This is a genomic window from Paenibacillus alginolyticus DSM 5050 = NBRC 15375, assembly GCF_000422905.1.
In the GTDB taxonomy this organism is placed as follows: Bacteria; Bacillota; Bacilli; order Paenibacillales; family NBRC-103111; genus Paenibacillus_E; species Paenibacillus_E alginolyticus.
On record NZ_AUGY01000082.1, the window covers coordinates 17,261 to 37,255 of the forward strand.

The window sequence follows — 19,995 nt, forward strand, 5'->3', positions numbered from 1 at the left end:
CACCCGTTTTTTTGGAATAATGAAATTATAGCATAAATATATTTCAAAAGTATTGACGTCATGAACATTCAGCAGTAACATAAGTTTTGAAATAATTATTAACTAATATTTCATAACTTTCATAATTGGAGGTGCCCGCGCATGTTGACTGTTCAGCAGCTGACCAAAACATTCCCGAACGGAAAAGGGATTTTTGACGTATCGTTTTCGGTCAAAAAAGGAGAGGTGTTCGGATTTCTGGGGCCGAACGGGGCCGGCAAATCCACAACGATCCGGCATATCATGGGATTCATGAAACCGGATAAAGGCTCTGTGCAGGTTGGCGGACTGGATACCTGGGCTAAACAAGGAACCGTCCAGCGCTATATCGGTTATTTGCCCGGGGAGATCGCGTTTATTGAAGGGATGAGCGGGCGAACATTTCTGGATTTTATGGCGGAAATGCAAGGCTCGAAGCATTCCGCGCGGCAGGAGGAGCTGATCGACCGCTTCCAGTTTGACGTCCGGACCCCCATCCGCAAAATGTCGAAAGGTATGAAGCAGAAGGTCGGCATCGTCGCCGCTTTCATGCATCAGCCGGAGGTGATCATCCTGGATGAACCGACTTCGGGACTGGACCCGCTCATGCAGAAGGTGTTTATTGATTTAGTATTGGAAGAGAAAGCCCGGGGCACAACGTTCCTCATGTCGTCGCACAGCTTCCCCGAAATTGAGCGGACATGCGATCGCGCGGCAATTATTAAGGACGGGGTCATCCTTACCGTCAAGGATATCCATGAGCTGCAGTCGATGCAGCGGAAGTTGTTCGAATTGACGTTTGAACGTGCGGAGGATGCAGAAGCATTCGTACGGACTTCCGGCGTTACCGTCGAATCGCGGGAAGGCAACCGAGTGCGGGTGGCTGTGCAGGGTGAGTACACTCGGTTCCTCTCGGAGACGTCCAAATACCCAATCCGAAACCTGGACGTATTCACGCAAAGTCTCGAAGACGTGTTCATGAACTATTACGACCGGAAGGGGACCTTACAATGAACTCCGCTCTCTATAAACACATGATGAAGATTCATATCAAAGGGATGATGAACTATGCGTTCGGATCCGCTTTTTATATCCTGCTCATGTTCTGGCTGTTCCCGAGCTTCGCAGGAAATAATGCGGCCTTAGATGAGTTGATCAAATCCTTGCCGCCCGGCATGACCAATGCGTTCAACTTGGGCAGCGGCTTCGGCACTGTGGAAGCATTCATCTCAGGTGAATATTACGGCCTGCTTCTCGTTCTGATTGTTTCGATTTTTTGCATCATGTTCACCACACAGCTAATGGCGAAGCTGGTTGACCAGGGTTCAATGGCTTATTTGTTGGCTACGCCTACCACCCGTGGAAAAGTGGCCATAACGCAGGCAGCCGTTTTTCTGACAGGGCTTTTGTCCATCATGACGGTTACGACATTATGCGGGTTTGCCGGATATGCCATGTTTATAGGGAACTTAAGCGACTTTCACGGAGCGGCTTACCTACGGATGAACCTGGCCGCATTACTGCTGTTCTTCGCGGTCGGCGGAATCGCCTTTCTCGTCTCTTCTTTAGCCAACGACGAGAAGAAGGCGCTCGGCATATCGGCCGTGCTTACCTTCGGGTTCTTCAGCCTGGATTTTATCGGCAAGCTGAGCGAAAAAATCAATTGGATGCGCAAGCTGACGTACTTCTCGCTCTATGATCCGAGCGGCATCATTGGTGGAAAGACAGAAACAGCCGCGCTTGCTTGGTCGGTATTGATTGTTATTGGGCTCGTGACCTTTGCGGTAGGAATCGCGCTGTTCCGCAAACGTGATTTGCCTTTATAAAGCATCGTTCCTACAAAAATAGGGTGGCACAACATTATGATTTTCCGCTATACTATAGCTATTCAATCAAGTTGGTCGTGAAGTACGCGCCGCTTTCATCTATGTTCGTAAGGAGTCAACTCCTCGTGAACATTAGTGAAAGCGGCGTTTTGTTTTAATCAAAACTCGCAGAGAAAGTTGGAATATCCATGAAATTTGAGCAAGCATTCGAAGCTTTCATGACTTCGCAGATTGCAGCAGAGACGAACGGACGCAGACGAGAACGGTTAGAGCGGGGGCTCGGACATGCAGAAATGGAATTTCTGCGCTGCGTATGGTACCCGGCTGTAGGACATTTCGACTATCTCTACCCTGAATGGGAAGTGCGTGACTTCGCGAACGGCTATCGCTATTTGGACCTCGCGTATATGCCAGGAGATGCTAGGTGTGTGATTGAGATTCAAGGCTATAGCTCCCATGCTCGCGATGTTGAGCTTTGGAGATTCAAAGACCTCTGTCTCCGACATTGCCATCTTGCATTGGATGGATGGCTTGTCATGCCTATCGCCTACCCATCAATTGTCGAGTCGTCAAAGCAGTGTCAGCAGCTTATTCTTTCAATTATAGGAAAGTTCATTTCATCCAATGTACCAGAGTCACTCTCTTGGCTAGAAAGCGAAACAGTCCGATTCGCGCGGAGACTATTGCGCCCATTCTCCCCTTCGGACCTTTCCGCTCATCTCCAAGTTAGTACAAGACACGCAAGAACGGTCTTGCACCTCTTATGCGAAAAGCAGCTATTAGCCGTAACGCGCGGACAAGAGCGGGCTCGCATGTATCGGCTAAATTTGTAATGAATAGGGAAACTGGATCGTGTGGATTCTTTCTGATGAAATCCTCTTCAGCATTGGGTACCCAAATTAATTGGAAGGCCGACTTCACCTCGCATATCGGGACGAGTACATCACGACACTTCTGAAAGGGAACGTCAGTACGCTATTCGAGATAAATTGCCAGTTTAACTACATAGACGGAACTACGATCCCTTATTTCCCCTCTGAGTCAGCTTTTCAGCCAAAATTGGCAAAATAGCGAATCGACGTTCCCTCTACTCACTAAAAGACAGCTTTTTTGATAAATAGCGGATCGTAGTTCCCTTTCGTTGCTCGGCGAGCGATTCATGAGACGAATGATTGCTCTCTTCACTTCTCGACGATAGCCTTCCGCAACCGATCATTGAGCGAATCTAGTCCTGTGGCGCTTGCCTACATCGGTTAGCGATCCAAATAAAAAAGAAGGCCAGACTAATCGTCTGCCTTCTTCTATTTATTAAAGTTTGCGAGATGTCAGCTTCGCTTGTGTGAGAAGCATGAGGTAATCGTAACCGCCTGCTTTGGAATCCGTTCCCGACATGTTGAAGCCGCCGAAAGGATGTACGCCAACTAATGCGCCTGTGCATTTGCGATTGATGTACAAGTTACCGCAGTGAACCGTGTCTAATGCCTCAGAAATGCGCTCCTCATTCGTGGAGAAGTAGGAACCCGTCAAACCAAACTCTGTATCATTGTACATCGCGATGGCATCTTTCCAATCCTTCGCTTTAGCGATGGCCAAGACAGGTCCGAAAATCTCTTCCTGCATAACACGCGCTTTGCCGCTTACATCACCGAACACCGTTGGTTGAATGTAATAGCCATTTCCTTCGGCCTTACCACCACCTACGAGCAGCGCTCCTTCTGTTTTGCCAATTTCAATGTAATCCAGAATCCTGTCATAGGAGGTCTTATCAATGACCGGCCCTGCTGCGAAATTGTCCTCAGGCAGACCGCTTTGCAGTTGGTTCGTCAGAGCAACTACTTTGTCTACAACTACGTCGTAAACAGATTCAACAATGATTGCACGCGAACCAGCCGAGCACTTCTGTCCTTGGAAGCCGAAAGCAGAAGCCACAATCGCAGCGGCAGCCGCGTCGAGATCCGCTGTTTCGTCCACGACAATACCGTCTTTGCCGCCCATTTCAGCAATAACACGCTTGATCCAAATTTGACCAGGCGCCACATCCGCGGCCAACTTGTTGATGCGTAAACCGATCTCTTTGGAGCCGGTAAAGCTAATGAAACGAGTCTTCGGATGAGTCGTTAAGTAGTCTCCTACTTCCGCACCGCTCCCTGGAATGAAATTAATTACACCAGCAGGAAGTCCAACTTCCTCCATAAGAGCCACGAATTTGTGAGCAATAACAGGCGTCGTTGAGGCTGGTTTCAGCAAAACAGTATTACCAGAAACAACCGCCGCAATGGTCATACCTACACAGATCGCTAGTGGAAAATTCCATGGCGGGATGATAACGCCAACGCCTAATGGGATATAACTAATTTGGTTGTTTTCACCGGGAATTTTGGCTAATGGCTGCGTCTCGTTGATTTGGCTCAAACGAATCATTTCGCGTGCATAGAACTCGATGAAATCAATTGCTTCAGCGGTATCTACATCCGCTTCTACATAATTTTTGCCTGACTCCAGAATCATCAATGCTGAGAATTCATGCTTACGATCACGCATTAGCGCAGCAGCTTTAAATAAATATTCCGCACGCTCTCTTGCTGGAACCTTCTTCCAAGTTTCGAAAGTTTCGAGGGCAACATTCATCGCTTTTTCCGCAAGCTTCTGATCTGCTTTACTTACATATCCAATGATTTCGTCTACATTCCCCGGGTTAATCGATGTGATTTTTGCCTCGGTTACTACTTTCTCCGTACCGATATATAGCGGATATTCGCGTCCCAGCTCACTTTTCACTTTGGCAATAGCAGCTTGCATCGCCTTCACATTTTCCTCCAAGCCAAAATTTGTAAAAGGTTCATTTGCATACGGACTAACTTTCGTAAATGTATTCATATAAGGGCTCCTCTCCAAATGAAAAAATGGGGTATTATTTAAACATATTTTTCAGAACAAACCAGACATTTGCTGGGCGCTCTGCTAACCTTCTCATGAAATATCCGAACCAATCTACACCGTAAGGGACATAAACACGAACCCGGTACCCTTCTTTCACTAATTGCTTTTGCAAATCTTCACAAATCCCATAAAGCATCTGGAACTCAAACTGTTCAATGAAAATAAAATTTGATCTTACAAATTCTTTCGTAAAATGAATGATCGCCTCGTCGTGGCTTGCAATAGCTGTATAATGACCGTTCAAAAGATGCTTTTGAATAATTTTTTTATAATTTTCATCAACTGCGCTTTTTTCTGGAAAAGCAACTTGCGGAGATTCCTTATAAGCACCTTTTACAAGGCGCAGATTGGCTCCGAGTGCATGTAAATCATCGATATCCTGCATGGTGCGGAACAAATAAGCTTGAATGACGATTCCTACGTTGTCATATTCTTGTCGAAGCTCTCTGTAGATATCAAGGGAGATTTGACAATGCGCGTAATCCTCCATATCTATTCGCACGAAATTTCCATGCTGACGAGCGCAATCAAGAATACGTTTCATGTTGTTTACACAAAGCTCTCTACTGATATCTAGCCCAAGTGAAGTCATTTTAAGTGAAAGATTCGATTTGACGCCTGAGCTCGCAATCGCATCTAGCGTTTGAATACACATGGCAGCTGATTCCAAAGCTTCTTCTTCACTAAAGACGAACTCACCCAAATGGTCCAGTGTCGCAATGCGGCCATCTTGATTGAGTCCGCGCACAGCTTCGATGGATTGCTGGATGGTTTCACCTGCTACAAAACGCGCTGCCCCAAAGCGTAAACCATACTTCTTGGCTAATCGATTCGCAGTTCGGCTCTTACCTAACGATTGAAACATATTTTTCATGATGAGTTCCATCTGCTATTCCCCCATAGGAATTATACAATAGTGTTTAATTAATAATTTTATTATACACTTAATTTTAAAATTTGAACACTATTTGTTTATGTGTATATTTTTCATATCTTTGAACAGTTTTTACTTCGTTCCCCTTATCATACTCACCATCTCGGCTTCCTGTGTTGAATCCCGCTTGCTTTCATGGTAAATTTAAACCAAATAAACGCTACACAAATGAGGTCAATTATGTTCAATTATGAACACTTCCCGTTGAACAACCCTGTTCTTACACTCCCTGTTGAAACAACGCTCGAAGAGCTTTCTTCCTATTTAAATAAAGGAACAGCGGTTATCGCCACTTGGCAAGACGACATATGTTTATTTACACCGGAAGACGCAGGCCTTATGACGGCCCTTTCCGCTAGAAACATCCAAGAATTGATAGAAAGCAGCAAATACTTTGTATCCGAGATTATTACTGTGGATGACAACAACCTTTTGCCGCTTGTGCCTCAACGAACAAATCGCCCCCTACTTTTCAAAGATAAGGATGGAAACATCGGGGGATATTCCCTTTTATCCACGTATCTCACTTTCGCCCTTTCTGAACTGCAAAAGTGGTCTGCCTATTTCACCGCACTCGCGGATACCGTCACCGATGCTGTCACGGTCGTTGATCGAGCCGGCGCTGTGATTTGCTGGAATTCCGTCGCTGAGGAGCTTTATCATCTTCCGGCAGCAGATATTTTGGGGAAGCGCATTGGCGAGCATTTTGATATCGAAACATTGATGGTCCTGAAAATTTTGGACGAAGGCCGAATGATTCGTAATACCTACCACCGACCGCGGCCGGACACCCATGTCCTAATTAATGCGTCACCGATCAGAGATGCTCAGGGGCTTATCATTGGAGGTATTGCGACCGAGCAAGATATTACACAATTGGTACGATTGAACGAACAATTAACAACAGTCGACTCCTTCGGTCTACCACATAAAGATCAGGCTGAGGATCTCTTTACCTTAATCAAAGGAAAAGGACCAGCGATCGGCAAAGTCATCCAATGGGCTAAAAAGGTGGCAGCAACAGAAACACCCGTCCTCCTGATTGGAGAGTCGGGTGTTGGCAAAGAGCAGCTTGCTCATATTATCCATCAGTCGAGTTCTAGATCCGAGCAGCCTTTCTTGACCATCAATTGCGGCATCGTTCCCGCCGGATTATTGGAAGCCGAATTATTTGGCTATCAAGGGGGCGCCTTCACGGGAAGTGATCGTGGACAAGCTGGTAAGTTGGAGCTAGCCAAAGACGGCACCTTGTTTATAAATGAAATCGAGAAGCTTCCCTTAGAGCTTCAAGCTAAGCTCTACCTTTACATCACTCGGCAAACGATCGTTCGCTCTGGAGGAAGTCAACCTATCAGCGTGCGAACTCGAATCATTATCGCAACTACACAAGATTTAGCCAGCAAACTAGCCAATCAAGAATTCCGCTCGGATCTGTATTATGCGCTGAATGTGATCTCCATTCGGATTCCGCCTTTACGGGACAGAACCGAAGATATTCCTGCGATGGTCCACATGTACCTCAAGCAGTTTTCACTGCAATACCAGAAGCCGGTTCCTATGCTTTCTCCAGAGGTCATCTTGGCTTTGACGAACTATTCATGGCCCGGTAATATTCAAGAATTGAAAAATGTCATCGAGCGGTGCATCATTCTTAACGACGAAGACCTGATCACCCTGGAACATTTGCCAGCCGCCTTACAGGAGCAGCAGCCAAGTCTTACTTCTTCAGAAGCCGATGCGGCGATTTTATTAAAAGCAAAGGTGTCCGATGAGGAAGAAATACATCTGATTGAAGAAGCTTTGTCCAAAACGGCAGGCAATAAAAGCGCGGCAGCCAAGCTGCTCGGCATTTCCCGCGGTACCCTTTACAACAAAATGAAGGAATATCAGCTGGAGGGATAGGATTTGTAAGAACTCTCACATAGTTCGAGGCAAATGAAAAAGGATCATGATTTCTACACAAGTAGAGTTCATGATCCTTTAATATGTATAGGGAGTATAGGATGAGCCTCATTGCTATGTTATTTGTGTTAAACGGTAGAATCGTGACGCAATTTCCGATACACTTAAATGACTAATATGTTCATCAAACGTCATTGGGGAGGAAATAAGTTGAACACCGCTGCAAAAACACAGCAAAGTAAAAGAAGAGCATTGCTTGAAGTATTTCTCGTATCAACCAAATTAGGGTTGACATCCTTCGGAGGACCCATTGCGCATCTGGGTTATTTTCACAACGAGTATATTCAGAAACGTAAATGGATGGATGAGAAAAGCTACGCCGATCTGGTTGCTTTATGCCAATTTCTCCCAGGCCCTGCTAGCAGTCAAGTAGGTGTAGGTATCGGTACAATCCGGGCTGGATTGTTGGGAGGCGCAGCTGCTTGGCTTGGATTTACGTTACCTTCTATTATCCTCTTACTACTCTTTTCCTTATTAATGAAAGCTATGGATGTTAGCAGCACGGGCTGGATTCACGGTCTCAAAATCGTCGCCGTAGCCATCGTCGCACAAGCAGTTCTCAGCATGGGAAAAAAGTTAGCATCCGATAAAAGCACGGCCTCCATCGCTATCGCGGCAGCTTCAGTAACCTTGTTATGGCAGACGGTCTATAGCCAAGTTGTTATTATCGTACTCGCCGGACTCATCGGACTGTTTGCCTTCAAAACCGTTTCAAACCAAGACAACAGTACCATTCAAGTGCGTGTTCATCGCTCTGTTGCGATCTTTTGCTTGGTCCTGTATGCGATGCTGCTCCTGCTGCTTCCGATTTTCAGCGGTTTATGGCATTCGCAGCTCTTCTCCCTTTTCGATTCGTTTTATCGGGTAGGTTCTTTGGTCTTCGGCGGCGGCCATGTCATTCTCCCCCTTTTGGAACGCGAAGTTGTTCCGCAAGGTTGGGTAAGTAAAGAAGCTTTCCTAGCTGGCTATGGGGCTACACAAGCAGTTCCTGGTCCGCTTTTCACATTCGGCTCGTATTTGGGCGCTATGTTTGACGGAGTCAGAGGGGCTCTCGTGGGAACCTTAGCCATTTTCCTGCCTGCTTATCTCCTGATTATAGGGGCATTACCTTTTTGGAATTCATTACGAACAAATGTCAAGATTCAAAGTGCTTTCGTAGGCATCAATGCGGCCGTTGTCGGAATCCTGCTCGCGGCACTTTATAACCCGCTTTGGACAACCGCTATTATTCGTCCTTATGATTTTACATTGGTTATCGTGTTGTTCGGTCTGCTGGTGTTCTGGAAATTACCGCCTTGGTGCATCGTCCTCTTAGGGGCTGTTGCGGGTGAAGTTTTGTACTATTTATAAAAAGGAAAGTGGTCAGGCCCGGAGACTCTGAAAATATGTGAGGAGACGATGATTTTCATCGCTAAAGTTTGGGGAGCTCGTGATTGTGACTCCGTAGCGATGAAAATCATCCTTATAGTCAGAGTCTGGACCTCAAACCTCCGATTATATCTCCTTTGACTTTTGATAGGCTCCATAACTCCCCACCTCATAACAGACCCGTCATTACTTCACATACACCAGTGTCTCACCCGGTTGAAAAATATGAAATTTCTGTCCTGGATGCTTCTGATATAAACGGTCAACGAAGGGAGCGATCCCTTCACTATTGTTTGTGTACATATCGAAGTGTACAGGCACAACGATGTCGAACTTCAGGTGTGCGGCTAGGTCTGCCGCTTCGAGTGCGTTCATGTTGCCGACGACACCGAGGCGATTGCGGAAAATATCACGTCCGTTAATCGGCAGAAAACCTACATCGATGGTGAAGCCAGACAGCGCCTCGACCAGCTCTTCCGTCAGAAGCGTATCCCCAGCATGATAAATGCACAAGCCGTCCCATTGTAAGACGTAGCCCAAGTAGTGGTCCCAGCCTTCACTATCTCGCACCCGCTCCTCGTGCCAAGCCGGAATGGGTTGAATAATCAGATCAGCGGCAAATTGAAATGCCTCTTGGGTCCCAAGCGCATGCAGCCGCTCTGCTGAAATGCCGATTGCCTCCAATTCAATCAAACACGACTTCGGAGCACCAAAGTGACAGTTGGGAGATGCCGCGGCGATTGCCCGTAGTGTATTTGGATCCAAATGATCCATATGCTCATGCGTACAAAGCACAAGATCTAAATCCGTTAGTGTCTCTGGCTTCACAGGAGGCGCATAACGCCGCTGCCAAAAACCCTCCGGAAACCCAGGAAGATGATCAACAGAATCTGTCAAATAAGGGTCGATTGCAATAGCCGTATCGTTTTTACGCAGAATAACTCCGACCTGACCGATATACTGAATCTTTAAATGTCTGTTCTCATTTGTCATAGAACCTACCCTTTCCGTTCCTCATGCTGATATCCGAATGAATGCGTCTTCGTGCCTTTTACACCTGGCTTTACCGCAAAAATCCCTCCAGCATGTGGCTGATCCCCCACTTGATCCTCCTGAAGACCCTTTCGGGCAGTCGTAACATACAAGGTGTCTAGCTCGTCTCCTCCGAAAATACAGGAGGTTACTTTGGCTGCGGGAATGGCAATGCTGTCTATCTTTTGAGCTGTTTTGGGATTCCAACGGGATACCTGCCAGCCATCCCAATGGGCGATCCACAGCATCCCTTCTTCATCGATCGTCATTCCGTCAGGGAAACCTTGTTCATTCCGAAAATCGATTAGTATTCTCGGATTGCTAATTTCCCCTTTGACCGCCTCATACTCAAAAGCGAGCACTAGCTTTTTCATAGAATCGATATAGTACATTTCTTTCTCGTCAAGGCTCCAAGCGATCCCGTTGGAAACGCCCACGCCATCATAAACCTTACGATAACTCTGATCCGTTTCTAGCACATAGAGTGAGCCTGTTGCTTCTTTTTCAATAATTTCCATCGTGCCCGCCCAGAATCGTCCGGTAGCATCACATTTCCCATCATTAAACCGATTTCCCGGTAAATGAGATTCTGGATCAACAAGAGGGGTGAGCTTACGCTGCTGCATCTGGTACCTTTGGAATCCCGATTGTGTCGCTAACACAACCTCATTTTCTCCGGCACAGACAACTGCACCGACATATTCCCCAACGGGAAAATCTTCGTTCAGCCCTGTTTCAGGATCAAACCTTCCAAATTTCTTACCTATAATATCAACCCAATACAACAAACGCTGTTCCGCATTCCAGCACGGACCTTCAGCCAATGTGGCTTTGGCATCAAGTACCAGTCGCACGATTGGTGATCCCATTATGCATCAACTCCTCTCTCTAATTGTAAACCGTCCTCAAAGAGATTGGAAGATGCAGGAAGTTGTAAAACGAGTTCTAATCTTCTTTTTATGTCAGAAAATATATTGACCATATGCTAGTTTGAATCAACACTCAGCCCCGCTCATTTCATTGGTGAAGAAACGTTTATACTCTTTTGGCGTTAGTTTAGAAACGGACGCGCCCACATAATGAAACTGCAGCGCGCGACGCTTCTTCGGAGAAAGATTATAAGGTGTCCCATGCTTAAGTAAACCGTGGAACAAAAGGAGTCCGCCTGGCAATAAGGGCACGGCTACATCCTTCTCAACAGCAACATGCGAATCGCAAATTTGCCAATCCCGGACAGCATAATGCGGCGTTGCTCCATCTGCGTGCGAACCAGGAATAACATGCATGCAGCCATTATCCAGCGCAGCTTCATCCAAGGCAATCCATACTCCTACGACTGCTTTCTCGTAGGCAAGGTTTCCGTAAGCCATATCTTGATGCCATGGCTTTTCACCTCCTCCGTGTGGAGGCTTGAGTAAGGCCATATCCTGGACAAGACGCGGCTCCTCGCCAAGAATATCTCGCACCGCTGCAAGAATAGCAGAATGATAAGCTATCCGTTTGAACCGCTCATCCACTTCGACGAACTCGCTGACCTTACGAACGGCTAGCTCACGTTCTTCTTCCGTTTTCAACTCACTGCTTGGTTTCGTGAACTGAATTTGGGCTCCTTTGTCATCTACAAATATAATCTCAAACAGGGCCCTCTTCGCATCCTCGATTTCTTTTTCATTGAGTACATGCTCTATTGCCGAATAACCGTTGTTCCGATATTGCTCAAGCTGATCCTTACCCCAGTGTTCAAAGCCATTCCATTTATCCGCAATGCGATCATACCGGTATAGCTGTGCCGAGATTTCTTCCGGAGAACTTTTTTCTGACATGTGAGATGACCCCTTTCGATTTAAATTATTTGTTCACTTTTATCTTTATTATAGGAATGAAAGGTTGTAAAATAAATGCATTAAAGCGCATGATAATTTGCACTATTTTACATAAATCGGAGGAAATCTTTCATGTCTGTTTTCACATCACTGGAGCTCGTCCTAGACGGTTATTTCGGCAAAGTCATCTGTGAACCTAATTGGAAATGGAGCCGTGAACATCAGCCATTCAATGATTACGACTTCTGGTATGTATGGGACGGCGAGGGTGAGGTCAGCCTGAATCGTACACATTACCATGTCCGCAAGGGGGATTGTTTTCTCTTTCGTCCCGGAGATTTAACGAGCGCTAAACATAACCCGGAGCGTCCCCTTACGGTTACCTATATCCACTTCAACACGAAAGGTGCAGCATTTCCCTTAGTGTCTCTTCCTTCCTTCCTTCGTCCACTTTGACCCCTCGGAATTTCATGAGCCCTACTTAGACCGTTTTGTATATGTTCGATTGAGTGGCACATATGGACATGCCGAGGAAGCCTTCATGCTGCTTCGTTTGTTATTGCTCATGTTTGAACGCCAAGCCCCAGGTAACCAAGCGCAAGGTGATCCCGCTCACCGGTCTATGAATCGGGTGATGATGGACATCGCGAGCCATATTATACAAGATCCGGGGCGCCAGCATAGCATCTGTGACTTAGCCAAACAAGCGCACCTGTCACCACGCTACTTTTCACTTAAATTCAAAGAAATCATGGGCCAAACGATTGAGTCCTATATCATTCAGAAAAGAATCGAACGTGCCACTTATCTGCTTAGACTTGGCATGAATGTTGGAGAGGTTTCAGAAGCCCTCGGCTATCGGAGCATCTATTTCTTCAGTCGACAGTTCAAGAAAGTAACAGGGACAAATCCCTCAGAAGTACGTCTCTGAAAAAATCGCCATATTTACTTTGGATTCTTTACCATGACATGTTAAAATGTAGTTTTACAACAGCATTGTGCTAATTTATCTGGGAAGGTTAAGGTCATCATGAATTCTTCAAATTTATTGCGTTCGTTTAACTTTTTGTATTTTGCACTTCTGGCTATGTTTGTTTCATTTCTTCCCGTCTATTTAGATGCACAAGGACTTCCAGCAACGAAGATTGGGCTCATCATAGGAACGGGAGGCTTCATTGCCATCTTCTCGCAACCTTTATGGGGGATGATCAGTGATCGGACGAAGACAATTAAGAAGGTTATGTTACTCCTCTTAGGATGTTCAACCATAGCGGGGTACTTGTTATACGCCTCATCCAGCTTCATTGTGCTTCTTCTATTTACGATGCTAATGTACTTTTTCCTAATGCCTCTTGATCCTCTGACAGAAAGTCTAAATTTCCAAACAGCGGAGGCAAACGGGGTAAGCTACGGTTCCATCCGAACATTCGGAGCAGTCGGTTATGCGGTCATGTCCTTGGTCGTTGGTTATACCACCCAATTTTTTGGAATCAATAGTTTGGCATTCTTGTTCGCTGGAATAGGCATCATTAGCATTTTAATCTGTTTGCCATTGCCTGATGCGCCTGTAACTGGGAAACCGATCTCTCTAAAAACGCTACGCAATTTCTTAAGCAATAAAGAAACCATTTGGTTTATGTTACTTATCTTTATTGTTGCCGTGCCACAGCGGATCAACGATACGTTTCTCGGCGTCTATATTCGAAAATTAGGCGGCACCCCCGACATGGTCGGTTTGGCCTGGTTTCTTGCAGCAGGAAGCGAAATACTCGTATTCGCTCTTAGCTTTTGGTGGCTTCGCAAAGGGAAAGAATTAGCAATCATTTCATTCGCCTCTGTGTTTTATTTCATTCGCTTTTTTCTATCCGCGTGGGTGACGGATCCTCATATTCTCGTGTTTCTTCAGCTGCTGCAAACCTTCACATTCCCGATTTTTTATTCAGCTGCTATCCAATATTTATACCGTATTGTTCCTGAAGAATGGCGTGCAACAGGACAGACTGTGCTTGCGATCCTTTTCTTTGGCGTATCGGGTATCGTCGCTTCCTATTTGGGTGGTTGGCTCTACGAAAACTTTGGAGGGAAACAATTATATCTATGGATTTCAGGAATGTCCTTTGCAGGTCTACTGTTTAGTTTCGTTCTAAATGCGGTCTATGGAAAACGGAAGCTGGTATCCTAGGCATTTTCTGATAGAATGGAAGCACAGAGACAGAACGGGGGCTACATCATGGACTACATTATTTTGGACATTGAATTCAATGGTCGCAAGTTTGCAAGTGATTTACCTATGGAGGTTATTGAGATTGGAGCCGTACGTTTAAATTCCGCCCTACAGGCTACTGATGAATTCTCATCTCTAGTCAAGCCTGTTTATTTTTCTAAATTGAATGGGTTTATCAAGAAAAAGACGGGCATTCCCCAAGAAGATATCGATCAAGCCGACGGCTTTCGTAAAGTCATTACGGACTTCATGAACTGGCTAAATAAAAGTGAAGCTTTCCTGCTAGTCACCTGGGGTGGCGAGGATTTGAAGCGCATCGTGTACGACACGCGGATGCATAAGTTGGATGATGCCTACTGGATGGCGGCTAGCTATTTTGATCTATTGAAAGGGTTTATCCGTTATAAAAATGTGACGAATGATGTCAGTGTCGAGGCTGCTCTGCTCGATCTTAACATCACTGCTGAAGGCTCCGCTCACCGAGCATTGGACGATGCGCGTATGACAGCTGAGGTATTTCGAGCTATTATTACGGAGTTAGATTTCGAGCGTAAGCAGCAGTACATCGACGTGTACGCTAATGCCAAGGAACGAAGGCTGGTTAAGACCGCCATTCGAGCCATGACCGCTCAAAAGGTAACGCCTACCTGGGAGCTGCTCGTTGAACATTATTTCGCTGACAAAGTGTCCCTAACTGATCCCAGAAAAGTCACAGAACTGCAGACTCTTTTTGCCGCGGAACTGATGAAAGAAAAACAAGTCTCAACCAAGGCACCTATTCAGTAAGCAGGAAAATATAATTAAAAAGCCAATCCATTAGACAACATGCAGATCATGTCTCTTGGATTGGCTTTTTCTTTTATTCGTCCCATTAAAACTGATCAACGCCTAAGCGGTTATGATAGTAGGACGGAAATACATCACGCTCACCGCGTTTTGCGCTATTATTTTGAATAGCAAATAATTTCGCTGACAATTCATTGAACCATTGCTCATCTCTGGTTGTTAGCGCCACATCAATCAAGCTCTTTACTTGATCTTCTATATCAAACTCGCTTATAGGTAATTTCTTTACGTCTTGACTGCTAACTTCCATTATTTTTCCGATGGCAGTTTCACGATCCGATGCAATAACGTGCACCCGAGCAATACCTTGCAGCACATCAATTGACTCAATATAACCATGCAGCATTTCATCTTCATTTGTTGTTGCCACAACCCAATCACTGATTACAAAGTTCATGATTATCACCGCCATTAACTTATTTTTTGTAAGGACTTTATACTGTAATTATAAATATTACAGTACGGTTTGTCAAGACCTACAAATTCCTCTTTCGAAGGCTAATGGCCCAACGAATAAAACCTTTTAAAACGAAGCATATTAGTCTATACAATTGAAAGGGTGAGAAGCATAGATAACTTAATCAATCACAAAGACACAAATTTTGAATCTACGGTTAATGCTGAAGGCAACTCGGATGATTCTAATGAAAACGGGCCAGATGAAACAGTTATCAGAAGCTCCGAGCACACTAGTCCGGAGACATGTCGAGTAGGTTTGGACGATTAATCGTTTGAGAAATCAAATAAAGCGCATGTTGGTTTCGGGAATGTCCCCGAGTCAACATACGCTTTTCATTTTTTTACAAGTAACTATTCATCCGTTTTCTTGTTATTATTCTCTACATCTTCGATTGTATATTTCAAGCCTCCACTGCGAGCATGATCCAAGACGACATTGACCTCCTTGGATTGTCCGCTTTTTGGATCGATTGAAGTGACGGTTTCCTTTTGCTCATCCATGGTTTCTTTCACCTCCGAATATAGACTGCTCATTTCCTTGGAAAATTATCCGCATCCCTCACCGCCAACAAATGCGATTGCAGGCTATCGCTAAAGCAGCGATTCAGCGCCGTCAATGAACATCTCCGTGCCAGTAATATGGCTCGAAGCTTCCGAGGCAAGGAAAGCTACCAGATTAGCCACCTGCTCCGGTTGCCCTGGCGCATGTTCCAATGGCTGACTGCCTTGCGGATATTTGACTGGGATTTTGATTTTCTCAAGCTCCGGCGTCGGCTTCGTATTTTCCCCAATGTTGGTCTTGATCGACCCTGGACAGATGGCGTTGACGCGTATTTTGTAGCGGGCCAATTCCAATGCAGCCATCTTGGCGAATGCCACTTGTCCCGCCTTTGAAGTGCTATAGGCTGTCATCCCAAATCCTGAGAATGCGCGGCTGCCGTTAATGGAGCTTGTTATGATTATGCTGCCACCGTTCTCTTTCATATGCGGAATCGCCTGTTTGACGCACAAGAAAGTGCCCTTCAGATTGACGGACAGTGTACGATCCCAATCCTCTGGCTTCATATCTTCGATCGGCGCCAATACCCCGTTGATGCCTGCGTTAGCAAATACGACGTCTAGTCGTCCCCAGGTTTTTACCGTCTGCTCGAACGCTTGCGCAACACGGTCTGGATCAGACACGTCGACATCTACCGTGATCGCTTGACCGCCTGCTGCCACAATATCCTGTTTCGTCTGCTCTAGCCGGTCGTCTTTCAAATCCACGAGGCATACCTTCATCCCTTGCTGTGCAAGCATCTCGGCGGCTGCCTGACCAATCCCTGAACCAGCCCCGGTGATCAATGCGACCTTATCCTTCAAATCCGGCAGTCCCAAGCGCGGTTTTTGTATCGTTTGCACGCTAATGATCTATCACCCCTAACCGAAATAATATGGATTGAAAAAGAATCCATGTTTGGTTTACCCGATAGGGGTGAAAAATATGTGGATTGTTGAACTATACATCTGGAATGAACCTTAACCCATTTGAACAAACTCTAAGTAGTCTAAAAGGAGTCCACCACCAATAGGGGGACTTTAAAGAATGTTGCACAATGTACAACAATTTAAAAGCTTTTCAATGTTACTTTGAAAACCAATCGGGGTGGTCATCCTTAAGCCCTATTTATACTTTTATAGGATTTAGGTATGCCTCTAAAATTTCTTCAACCGGTTTCCCAATTAAGCTTTTACTTACTGTCACCTTTATCGTATCCGTCCTTCCGATTATCATGATTTCGAACTGGTCTAGACGATCCTCAACCATGTAGCCGTGCATGATGCGTTCCTTAGCAAAAAATTCATCATTCAATTTTATGCCAAGCTCTCCCACGTACACTTGTTCAATCATGACTCCAAGGAAAACGATGACTATCAAAATTAAATATTTTAGATTCCAATCTAGTAATATGACAAATGGCACTACAAGAATTGAAAATATCATTGTTTGAATGCTTTTATAATTACTTGATCCTTTGAGAAAAACAGCCCCCACTTGTTTCTTAGCTTTAAATGCTTTGATCCCCTTGTATAACATATAAACGATGAAAACAATCAAAACAAAGTAATGTAGATTCAAATGAGTCACTTCCCTTGGGGGTTTTGTGGAAACCTACCTTTAAATAGAATATTCCTGCGCAATGATTCTAATATTTTCTTTGTGGCATTCTTCTGTAAAAGAAGATTTAAAAGCATGCTCATCACCAAGCGCCGCGATAGCACTCTCATCTTTTGCAATGACCGCATTAATAAGCCGTTCCAAATGATCAGAAGACATGTCCAAACGCCTTTTCATTTCCGCCGTATTGATGGTAACTTGTCCATGCCCCGGAATTAGCAATTCGATATTGTGCTGGTCTAAAATCTGACTTGCCGTATTCATCGTTTCCTTATATGCTCTGGCACTATGATAAATAAACGGTAATTCAAAATCGGATAAATAATCGCCTGTTATCCAAATTCCCAACGGCTCAATGATCGTAAACAATCCGTCCGGTGTGTGTCCTGGGGATTTGTAAAAAGTCAATAACGTATCCCCTATCCTAAGTTCTTCGGCATCTTTCGAAATGATAATATCCAGGACTGGAAATTCGACGGGATACTTTCGATGAATATAATGTTTCCTGTCGAATTCTTGTATCAATGAAATCTTATAGTCTTTCTTCGGATGACAGCTTAGTTCGTAGCTCCCAATCGTTTTTGCGCCGGGAAATGCTTTATAACCAATAATGTGATCAAAATCGCCATGCGTAAATAACAGATATAGATCCCGATCACCTTTTACCGAATCAACGTAACTTCGAATTTCATCAACCTCATTTGGAAGCCAGTTCGGATCAACAATTAATACCATTTCCTTCGTCAGCACAACGGTTGATGTCGTCTGGTATAGTGCGCTTTGAAAAACGGTCGTATGTTCATTTTGATATATAATCATGAGAATTTGGCTCCTTATTGTAAACTTTTCTTGCTAATAACCTAACCGATCACTTCTTATACTACCACGAGTATTTGGGTTACGGTATCTTCCCATTCACATTGACGGGGTAACGAGAATTATGGTTCATCGCAGTCAGATTGCGGAGAGCGGAGAGTCAGAATTCCTATGGTGGACGCCGTTTATCGTTCCCTTCCACAAAATGGTATAATAATTATCACATAGCACAGGCAAAATGCATGTTCATCCTATTCATAGAGGGGGAAGGTTTATGAGATCGATCCTAGTAATTCTGTTAGCTTTATCGCTTGGGATAACCTCTGGCTGTACGCCGAATAAAGAAGCTATTGAACCAGCTCCAGATCAGACAACAACTACACAATTGGATCTTCCTTATAAAATGGAAACAGTCGCCGAAGGACTTAATGTTCCTTGGGAGATGGATATCGCGAAGGATGGCCGGATTTTTTTCACAGAAAGACCTGGTACTCTGCGTGTGATTGAGAAGGGGCGTCTGAACCCAGAGCCGCTTATCTCTTTCGAGGCCCCATTCATCAGCGAAGGCGAAGGAGGATTGTTAGGGCTTGCGCTTGATCCCTCTTTTATGGAAAACCATTATATCTATGTGTATCACACCTATCGAATGAAGGATCAAGTCAACAATCGGGTATTGAGGCTTATCGAAAAAAATAACAAAGCGCAGCTGGATAAAGTATTAATTTCCGGATTGCCAGGAGCTGAAAACCATAATGGCGGAAGAATTAAGATTGGTCCCGATAAGCTGCTTTATATCACTTCCGGCGATCGATATGATCCCCCTTTAGCACAGGACCCAACTAGCCTGGGAGGCAAAATATTACGAATTTCCCTAGATGGATCTATTCCAGCCTCTAATCCAATTAAGAATTCACCCATTTACAGCATGGGTCACCGTAACCCTCAAGGGCTCGCTTGGCATCCGGTGACAGGGCAATTATTCAGCTCCGAACATGGACAAACCGCTCATGATGAGATTAACCTTATTGAACCTGGCGGCAATTATGGATGGCCTTTAATTGAAGGTGAAGCAACATCGAGCCCTGGAAAAGCGAATTTAAAAGCGCCAATCCTCCAAAGCGGAACAGAAACGTGGGCACCATCAGGCGCAGCATTCGTTAGCAAAGGGCCATGGAAAGGCAGCCTCCTGGTGGCAGGATTACGGGGAGAACGACTTATAAAAGTAGACCTAAAAGGTCCAAAGTACGATACTGTCGCCAATGTGGAACATTTATTTCAAGGGAAATTCGGCAGGCTTCGCAATGTCTATGAAGGACCGGATGGATCTCTTTATCTCATGACGAACAACCGTGACGGTCGCGGCAAGCCTAAAGCAGGCGATGATAAGATCATTCGTTTGAAGCCCCTCTAGGTCAAGAGCTCCTCATCCAAAATCAAATCTATTTTTGCATTTAGCCAGCTACAATTGTTACCAGTGTTGTATTTTTTATTATTTTTTTTGATTATCCAGTTAGCTCAGGAATGTCTTTAAATACGAACTAATGTTTGGTATAATGAAATCAAACATATGTTCGGGAGTGATTTTTATG

General features: G+C 45.0%; 20 protein-coding genes. 10 read left to right on the plus strand and 10 right to left on the minus strand.

Translation table 11 applies throughout. From position 1 onward, the window contains the following. Window positions 1–141: 141 nt before the first annotated feature. From G519_RS0129055 to G519_RS0129065, 3 genes are all read left to right on the plus strand, one after another. Window positions 142–1,032 (plus strand): ABC transporter ATP-binding protein, encoded by an 891-nt coding sequence (locus tag G519_RS0129055; protein WP_029197667.1) that lies wholly within the window; start codon window positions 142–144, stop codon window positions 1,030–1,032. Beyond that, on the plus strand, window positions 1,029–1,844 hold the full coding sequence (locus G519_RS0129060) for an ABC transporter permease subunit (RefSeq protein ID WP_029197668.1): 816 nt from the start codon (window positions 1,029–1,031) through the stop codon (window positions 1,842–1,844). Before G519_RS0129055 ends, G519_RS0129060 begins: the two co-directional genes overlap by 4 nt. Window positions 1,845–2,032: 188 nt before the next feature. Further along, entirely contained in the window at window positions 2,033–2,677 is a 645-nt protein-coding gene (locus G519_RS0129065; protein WP_036634145.1) for a hypothetical protein, read from the plus strand. Window positions 2,678–3,152: 475 nt separating this feature from the next. On the opposite strand, the gene pruA is transcribed toward G519_RS0129065, so the two are convergent. Both pruA and G519_RS0129075 read right to left on the minus strand, forming a co-directional pair. Beyond that, on the minus strand, window positions 3,153–4,721 hold the full coding sequence (gene pruA, locus G519_RS0129070) for an L-glutamate gamma-semialdehyde dehydrogenase (RefSeq protein ID WP_029197670.1): 1,569 nt from the start codon (window positions 4,719–4,721) through the stop codon (window positions 3,153–3,155). 34 nt (window positions 4,722–4,755) lie between these two features. Next, window positions 4,756–5,670: a proline dehydrogenase family protein gene (locus G519_RS0129075; protein WP_029197671.1), complete on the minus strand. Its 915-nt coding sequence runs from the start codon at window positions 5,668–5,670 to the stop codon at window positions 4,756–4,758. A 228-nt stretch (window positions 5,671–5,898) separates the two neighbouring features. Between G519_RS0129075 and G519_RS0129080 the strand changes: the two genes are divergently transcribed. Continuing rightward, window positions 5,899–7,620, plus strand: coding sequence for a sigma-54 interaction domain-containing protein (locus G519_RS0129080; protein WP_029197672.1), 1,722 nt, complete (start codon window positions 5,899–5,901; stop codon window positions 7,618–7,620). Between the two features lie 177 nt (window positions 7,621–7,797). Then, window positions 7,798–9,030 (plus strand): chromate efflux transporter, encoded by a 1,233-nt coding sequence (chrA, locus tag G519_RS0129085; RefSeq protein ID WP_051253801.1) that lies wholly within the window; start codon window positions 7,798–7,800, stop codon window positions 9,028–9,030. A 204-nt stretch (window positions 9,031–9,234) separates the two neighbouring features. Here the strand turns inward: chrA and G519_RS0129095 are convergent, their stop codons facing one another. The 3 genes from G519_RS0129095 to G519_RS47990 form a co-directional block, all read right to left on the minus strand. After that, the gene (locus G519_RS0129095) at window positions 9,235–10,041 is read right to left on the minus strand and encodes an MBL fold metallo-hydrolase (RefSeq protein ID WP_029197675.1); all 807 of its coding nucleotides are present in this window, start codon (window positions 10,039–10,041) and stop codon (window positions 9,235–9,237) included. A 5-nt stretch (window positions 10,042–10,046) separates the two neighbouring features. After that, window positions 10,047–10,949, minus strand: coding sequence for an SMP-30/gluconolactonase/LRE family protein (locus G519_RS0129100; RefSeq protein WP_029197676.1), 903 nt, complete (start codon window positions 10,947–10,949; stop codon window positions 10,047–10,049). A 126-nt stretch (window positions 10,950–11,075) separates the two neighbouring features. Further along, window positions 11,076–11,903, minus strand: a complete 828-nt coding sequence (locus tag G519_RS47990; RefSeq protein ID WP_051253796.1) for a phytanoyl-CoA dioxygenase family protein — start codon at window positions 11,901–11,903, stop codon at window positions 11,076–11,078. Between the two features lie 132 nt (window positions 11,904–12,035). On the opposite strand from G519_RS47990, the gene G519_RS53365 reads away from it, so the two are divergent. The 4 genes from G519_RS53365 to G519_RS0129120 all read left to right on the plus strand — a co-directional run bounded on the left by G519_RS53365 (window position 12,036) and on the right by G519_RS0129120 (window position 14,913). Next, a complete protein-coding gene (locus G519_RS53365; RefSeq protein WP_051253797.1) occupies window positions 12,036–12,359 on the plus strand; it encodes an AraC family ligand binding domain-containing protein in 324 nt (107 codons plus the stop codon). An 85-nt stretch (window positions 12,360–12,444) separates the two neighbouring features. Continuing rightward, on the plus strand, window positions 12,445–12,834 hold the full coding sequence (locus G519_RS53370) for a helix-turn-helix transcriptional regulator (protein ID WP_051253798.1): 390 nt from the start codon (window positions 12,445–12,447) through the stop codon (window positions 12,832–12,834). 99 nt (window positions 12,835–12,933) lie between these two features. Then, a complete protein-coding gene (locus G519_RS45115) occupies window positions 12,934–14,085 on the plus strand; it encodes an MFS transporter (RefSeq protein ID WP_036634150.1) in 1,152 nt (383 codons plus the stop codon). A 48-nt stretch (window positions 14,086–14,133) separates the two neighbouring features. Further along, window positions 14,134–14,913: a 3'-5' exonuclease gene (locus tag G519_RS0129120; protein WP_029197677.1), complete on the plus strand. Its 780-nt coding sequence runs from the start codon at window positions 14,134–14,136 to the stop codon at window positions 14,911–14,913. 85 nt (window positions 14,914–14,998) lie between these two features. Here G519_RS0129120 and G519_RS0129125 read toward each other — a convergent pair whose 3' ends face one another. The 5 genes from G519_RS0129125 to G519_RS0129145 form a co-directional block, all read right to left on the minus strand. Next, entirely contained in the window at window positions 14,999–15,370 is a 372-nt protein-coding gene (locus G519_RS0129125) for an IDEAL domain-containing protein (protein WP_029197678.1), read from the minus strand. A gap of 413 nt (window positions 15,371–15,783) precedes the next feature. Next, on the minus strand, window positions 15,784–15,933 hold the full coding sequence (locus G519_RS51370) for a hypothetical protein (RefSeq protein ID WP_164826775.1): 150 nt from the start codon (window positions 15,931–15,933) through the stop codon (window positions 15,784–15,786). Window positions 15,934–16,023: 90 nt separating this feature from the next. Further along, the gene (locus tag G519_RS0129135) at window positions 16,024–16,839 is read right to left on the minus strand and encodes an SDR family oxidoreductase (RefSeq protein WP_051253799.1); all 816 of its coding nucleotides are present in this window, start codon (window positions 16,837–16,839) and stop codon (window positions 16,024–16,026) included. A gap of 259 nt (window positions 16,840–17,098) precedes the next feature. Next, entirely contained in the window at window positions 17,099–17,551 is a 453-nt protein-coding gene (locus G519_RS0129140; RefSeq protein ID WP_029197680.1) for a hypothetical protein, read from the minus strand. A 39-nt stretch (window positions 17,552–17,590) separates the two neighbouring features. After that, window positions 17,591–18,409 carry an MBL fold metallo-hydrolase gene (locus tag G519_RS0129145; RefSeq protein WP_029197681.1) on the minus strand — a complete coding sequence of 273 codons (819 nt, stop codon included), beginning with the start codon at window positions 18,407–18,409 and terminating at the stop codon, window positions 17,591–17,593. A gap of 271 nt (window positions 18,410–18,680) precedes the next feature. Between G519_RS0129145 and G519_RS0129150 the strand changes: the two genes are divergently transcribed. Beyond that, window positions 18,681–19,817 (plus strand): PQQ-dependent sugar dehydrogenase, encoded by a 1,137-nt coding sequence (locus G519_RS0129150; RefSeq protein ID WP_051253800.1) that lies wholly within the window; start codon window positions 18,681–18,683, stop codon window positions 19,815–19,817. The last annotated feature ends 178 nt before the right edge of the window (window positions 19,818–19,995 follow it).

What these genes read in the sequence shown, in the direction of transcription:
- G519_RS0129150 (WP_051253800.1), top strand. Translation starts at nt 18,681, where the DNA reads ATGAGATCGATCCTAGTAATTCTGTTAGCTTTATCGCTTGGGATAACC.
- G519_RS0129100 (WP_029197676.1), bottom strand. Translation starts at nt 10,949, where the DNA reads ATGGGATCACCAATCGTGCGACTGGTACTTGATGCCAAAGCCACATTG.
- G519_RS0129060 (WP_029197668.1), top strand. Translation starts at nt 1,029, where the DNA reads ATGAACTCCGCTCTCTATAAACACATGATGAAGATTCATATCAAAGGG.
- G519_RS0129120 (WP_029197677.1), top strand. Translation starts at nt 14,134, where the DNA reads ATGGACTACATTATTTTGGACATTGAATTCAATGGTCGCAAGTTTGCA.
- G519_RS47990 (WP_051253796.1), bottom strand. Translation starts at nt 11,903, where the DNA reads ATGTCAGAAAAAAGTTCTCCGGAAGAAATCTCGGCACAGCTATACCGG.
- pruA (WP_029197670.1), bottom strand. Translation starts at nt 4,721, where the DNA reads ATGAATACATTTACGAAAGTTAGTCCGTATGCAAATGAACCTTTTACA.
- G519_RS0129080 (WP_029197672.1), top strand. Translation starts at nt 5,899, where the DNA reads ATGTTCAATTATGAACACTTCCCGTTGAACAACCCTGTTCTTACACTC.
- G519_RS0129075 (WP_029197671.1), bottom strand. Translation starts at nt 5,670, where the DNA reads ATGGAACTCATCATGAAAAATATGTTTCAATCGTTAGGTAAGAGCCGA.
- G519_RS45115 (WP_036634150.1), top strand. Translation starts at nt 12,934, where the DNA reads ATGAATTCTTCAAATTTATTGCGTTCGTTTAACTTTTTGTATTTTGCA.
- G519_RS51370 (WP_164826775.1), bottom strand. Translation starts at nt 15,933, where the DNA reads ATGGATGAGCAAAAGGAAACCGTCACTTCAATCGATCCAAAAAGCGGA.
- G519_RS53365 (WP_051253797.1), top strand. Translation starts at nt 12,036, where the DNA reads ATGTCTGTTTTCACATCACTGGAGCTCGTCCTAGACGGTTATTTCGGC.
- G519_RS0129095 (WP_029197675.1), bottom strand. Translation starts at nt 10,041, where the DNA reads ATGACAAATGAGAACAGACATTTAAAGATTCAGTATATCGGTCAGGTC.
- G519_RS0129145 (WP_029197681.1), bottom strand. Translation starts at nt 18,409, where the DNA reads ATGATTATATATCAAAATGAACATACGACCGTTTTTCAAAGCGCACTA.
- G519_RS53370 (WP_051253798.1), top strand. Translation starts at nt 12,445, where the DNA reads ATGCTGCTTCGTTTGTTATTGCTCATGTTTGAACGCCAAGCCCCAGGT.
- G519_RS0129055 (WP_029197667.1), top strand. Translation starts at nt 142, where the DNA reads ATGTTGACTGTTCAGCAGCTGACCAAAACATTCCCGAACGGAAAAGGG.
- G519_RS0129125 (WP_029197678.1), bottom strand. Translation starts at nt 15,370, where the DNA reads ATGAACTTTGTAATCAGTGATTGGGTTGTGGCAACAACAAATGAAGAT.
- G519_RS0129065 (WP_036634145.1), top strand. Translation starts at nt 2,033, where the DNA reads ATGAAATTTGAGCAAGCATTCGAAGCTTTCATGACTTCGCAGATTGCA.
- chrA (WP_051253801.1), top strand. Translation starts at nt 7,798, where the DNA reads ATGTTCATCAAACGTCATTGGGGAGGAAATAAGTTGAACACCGCTGCA.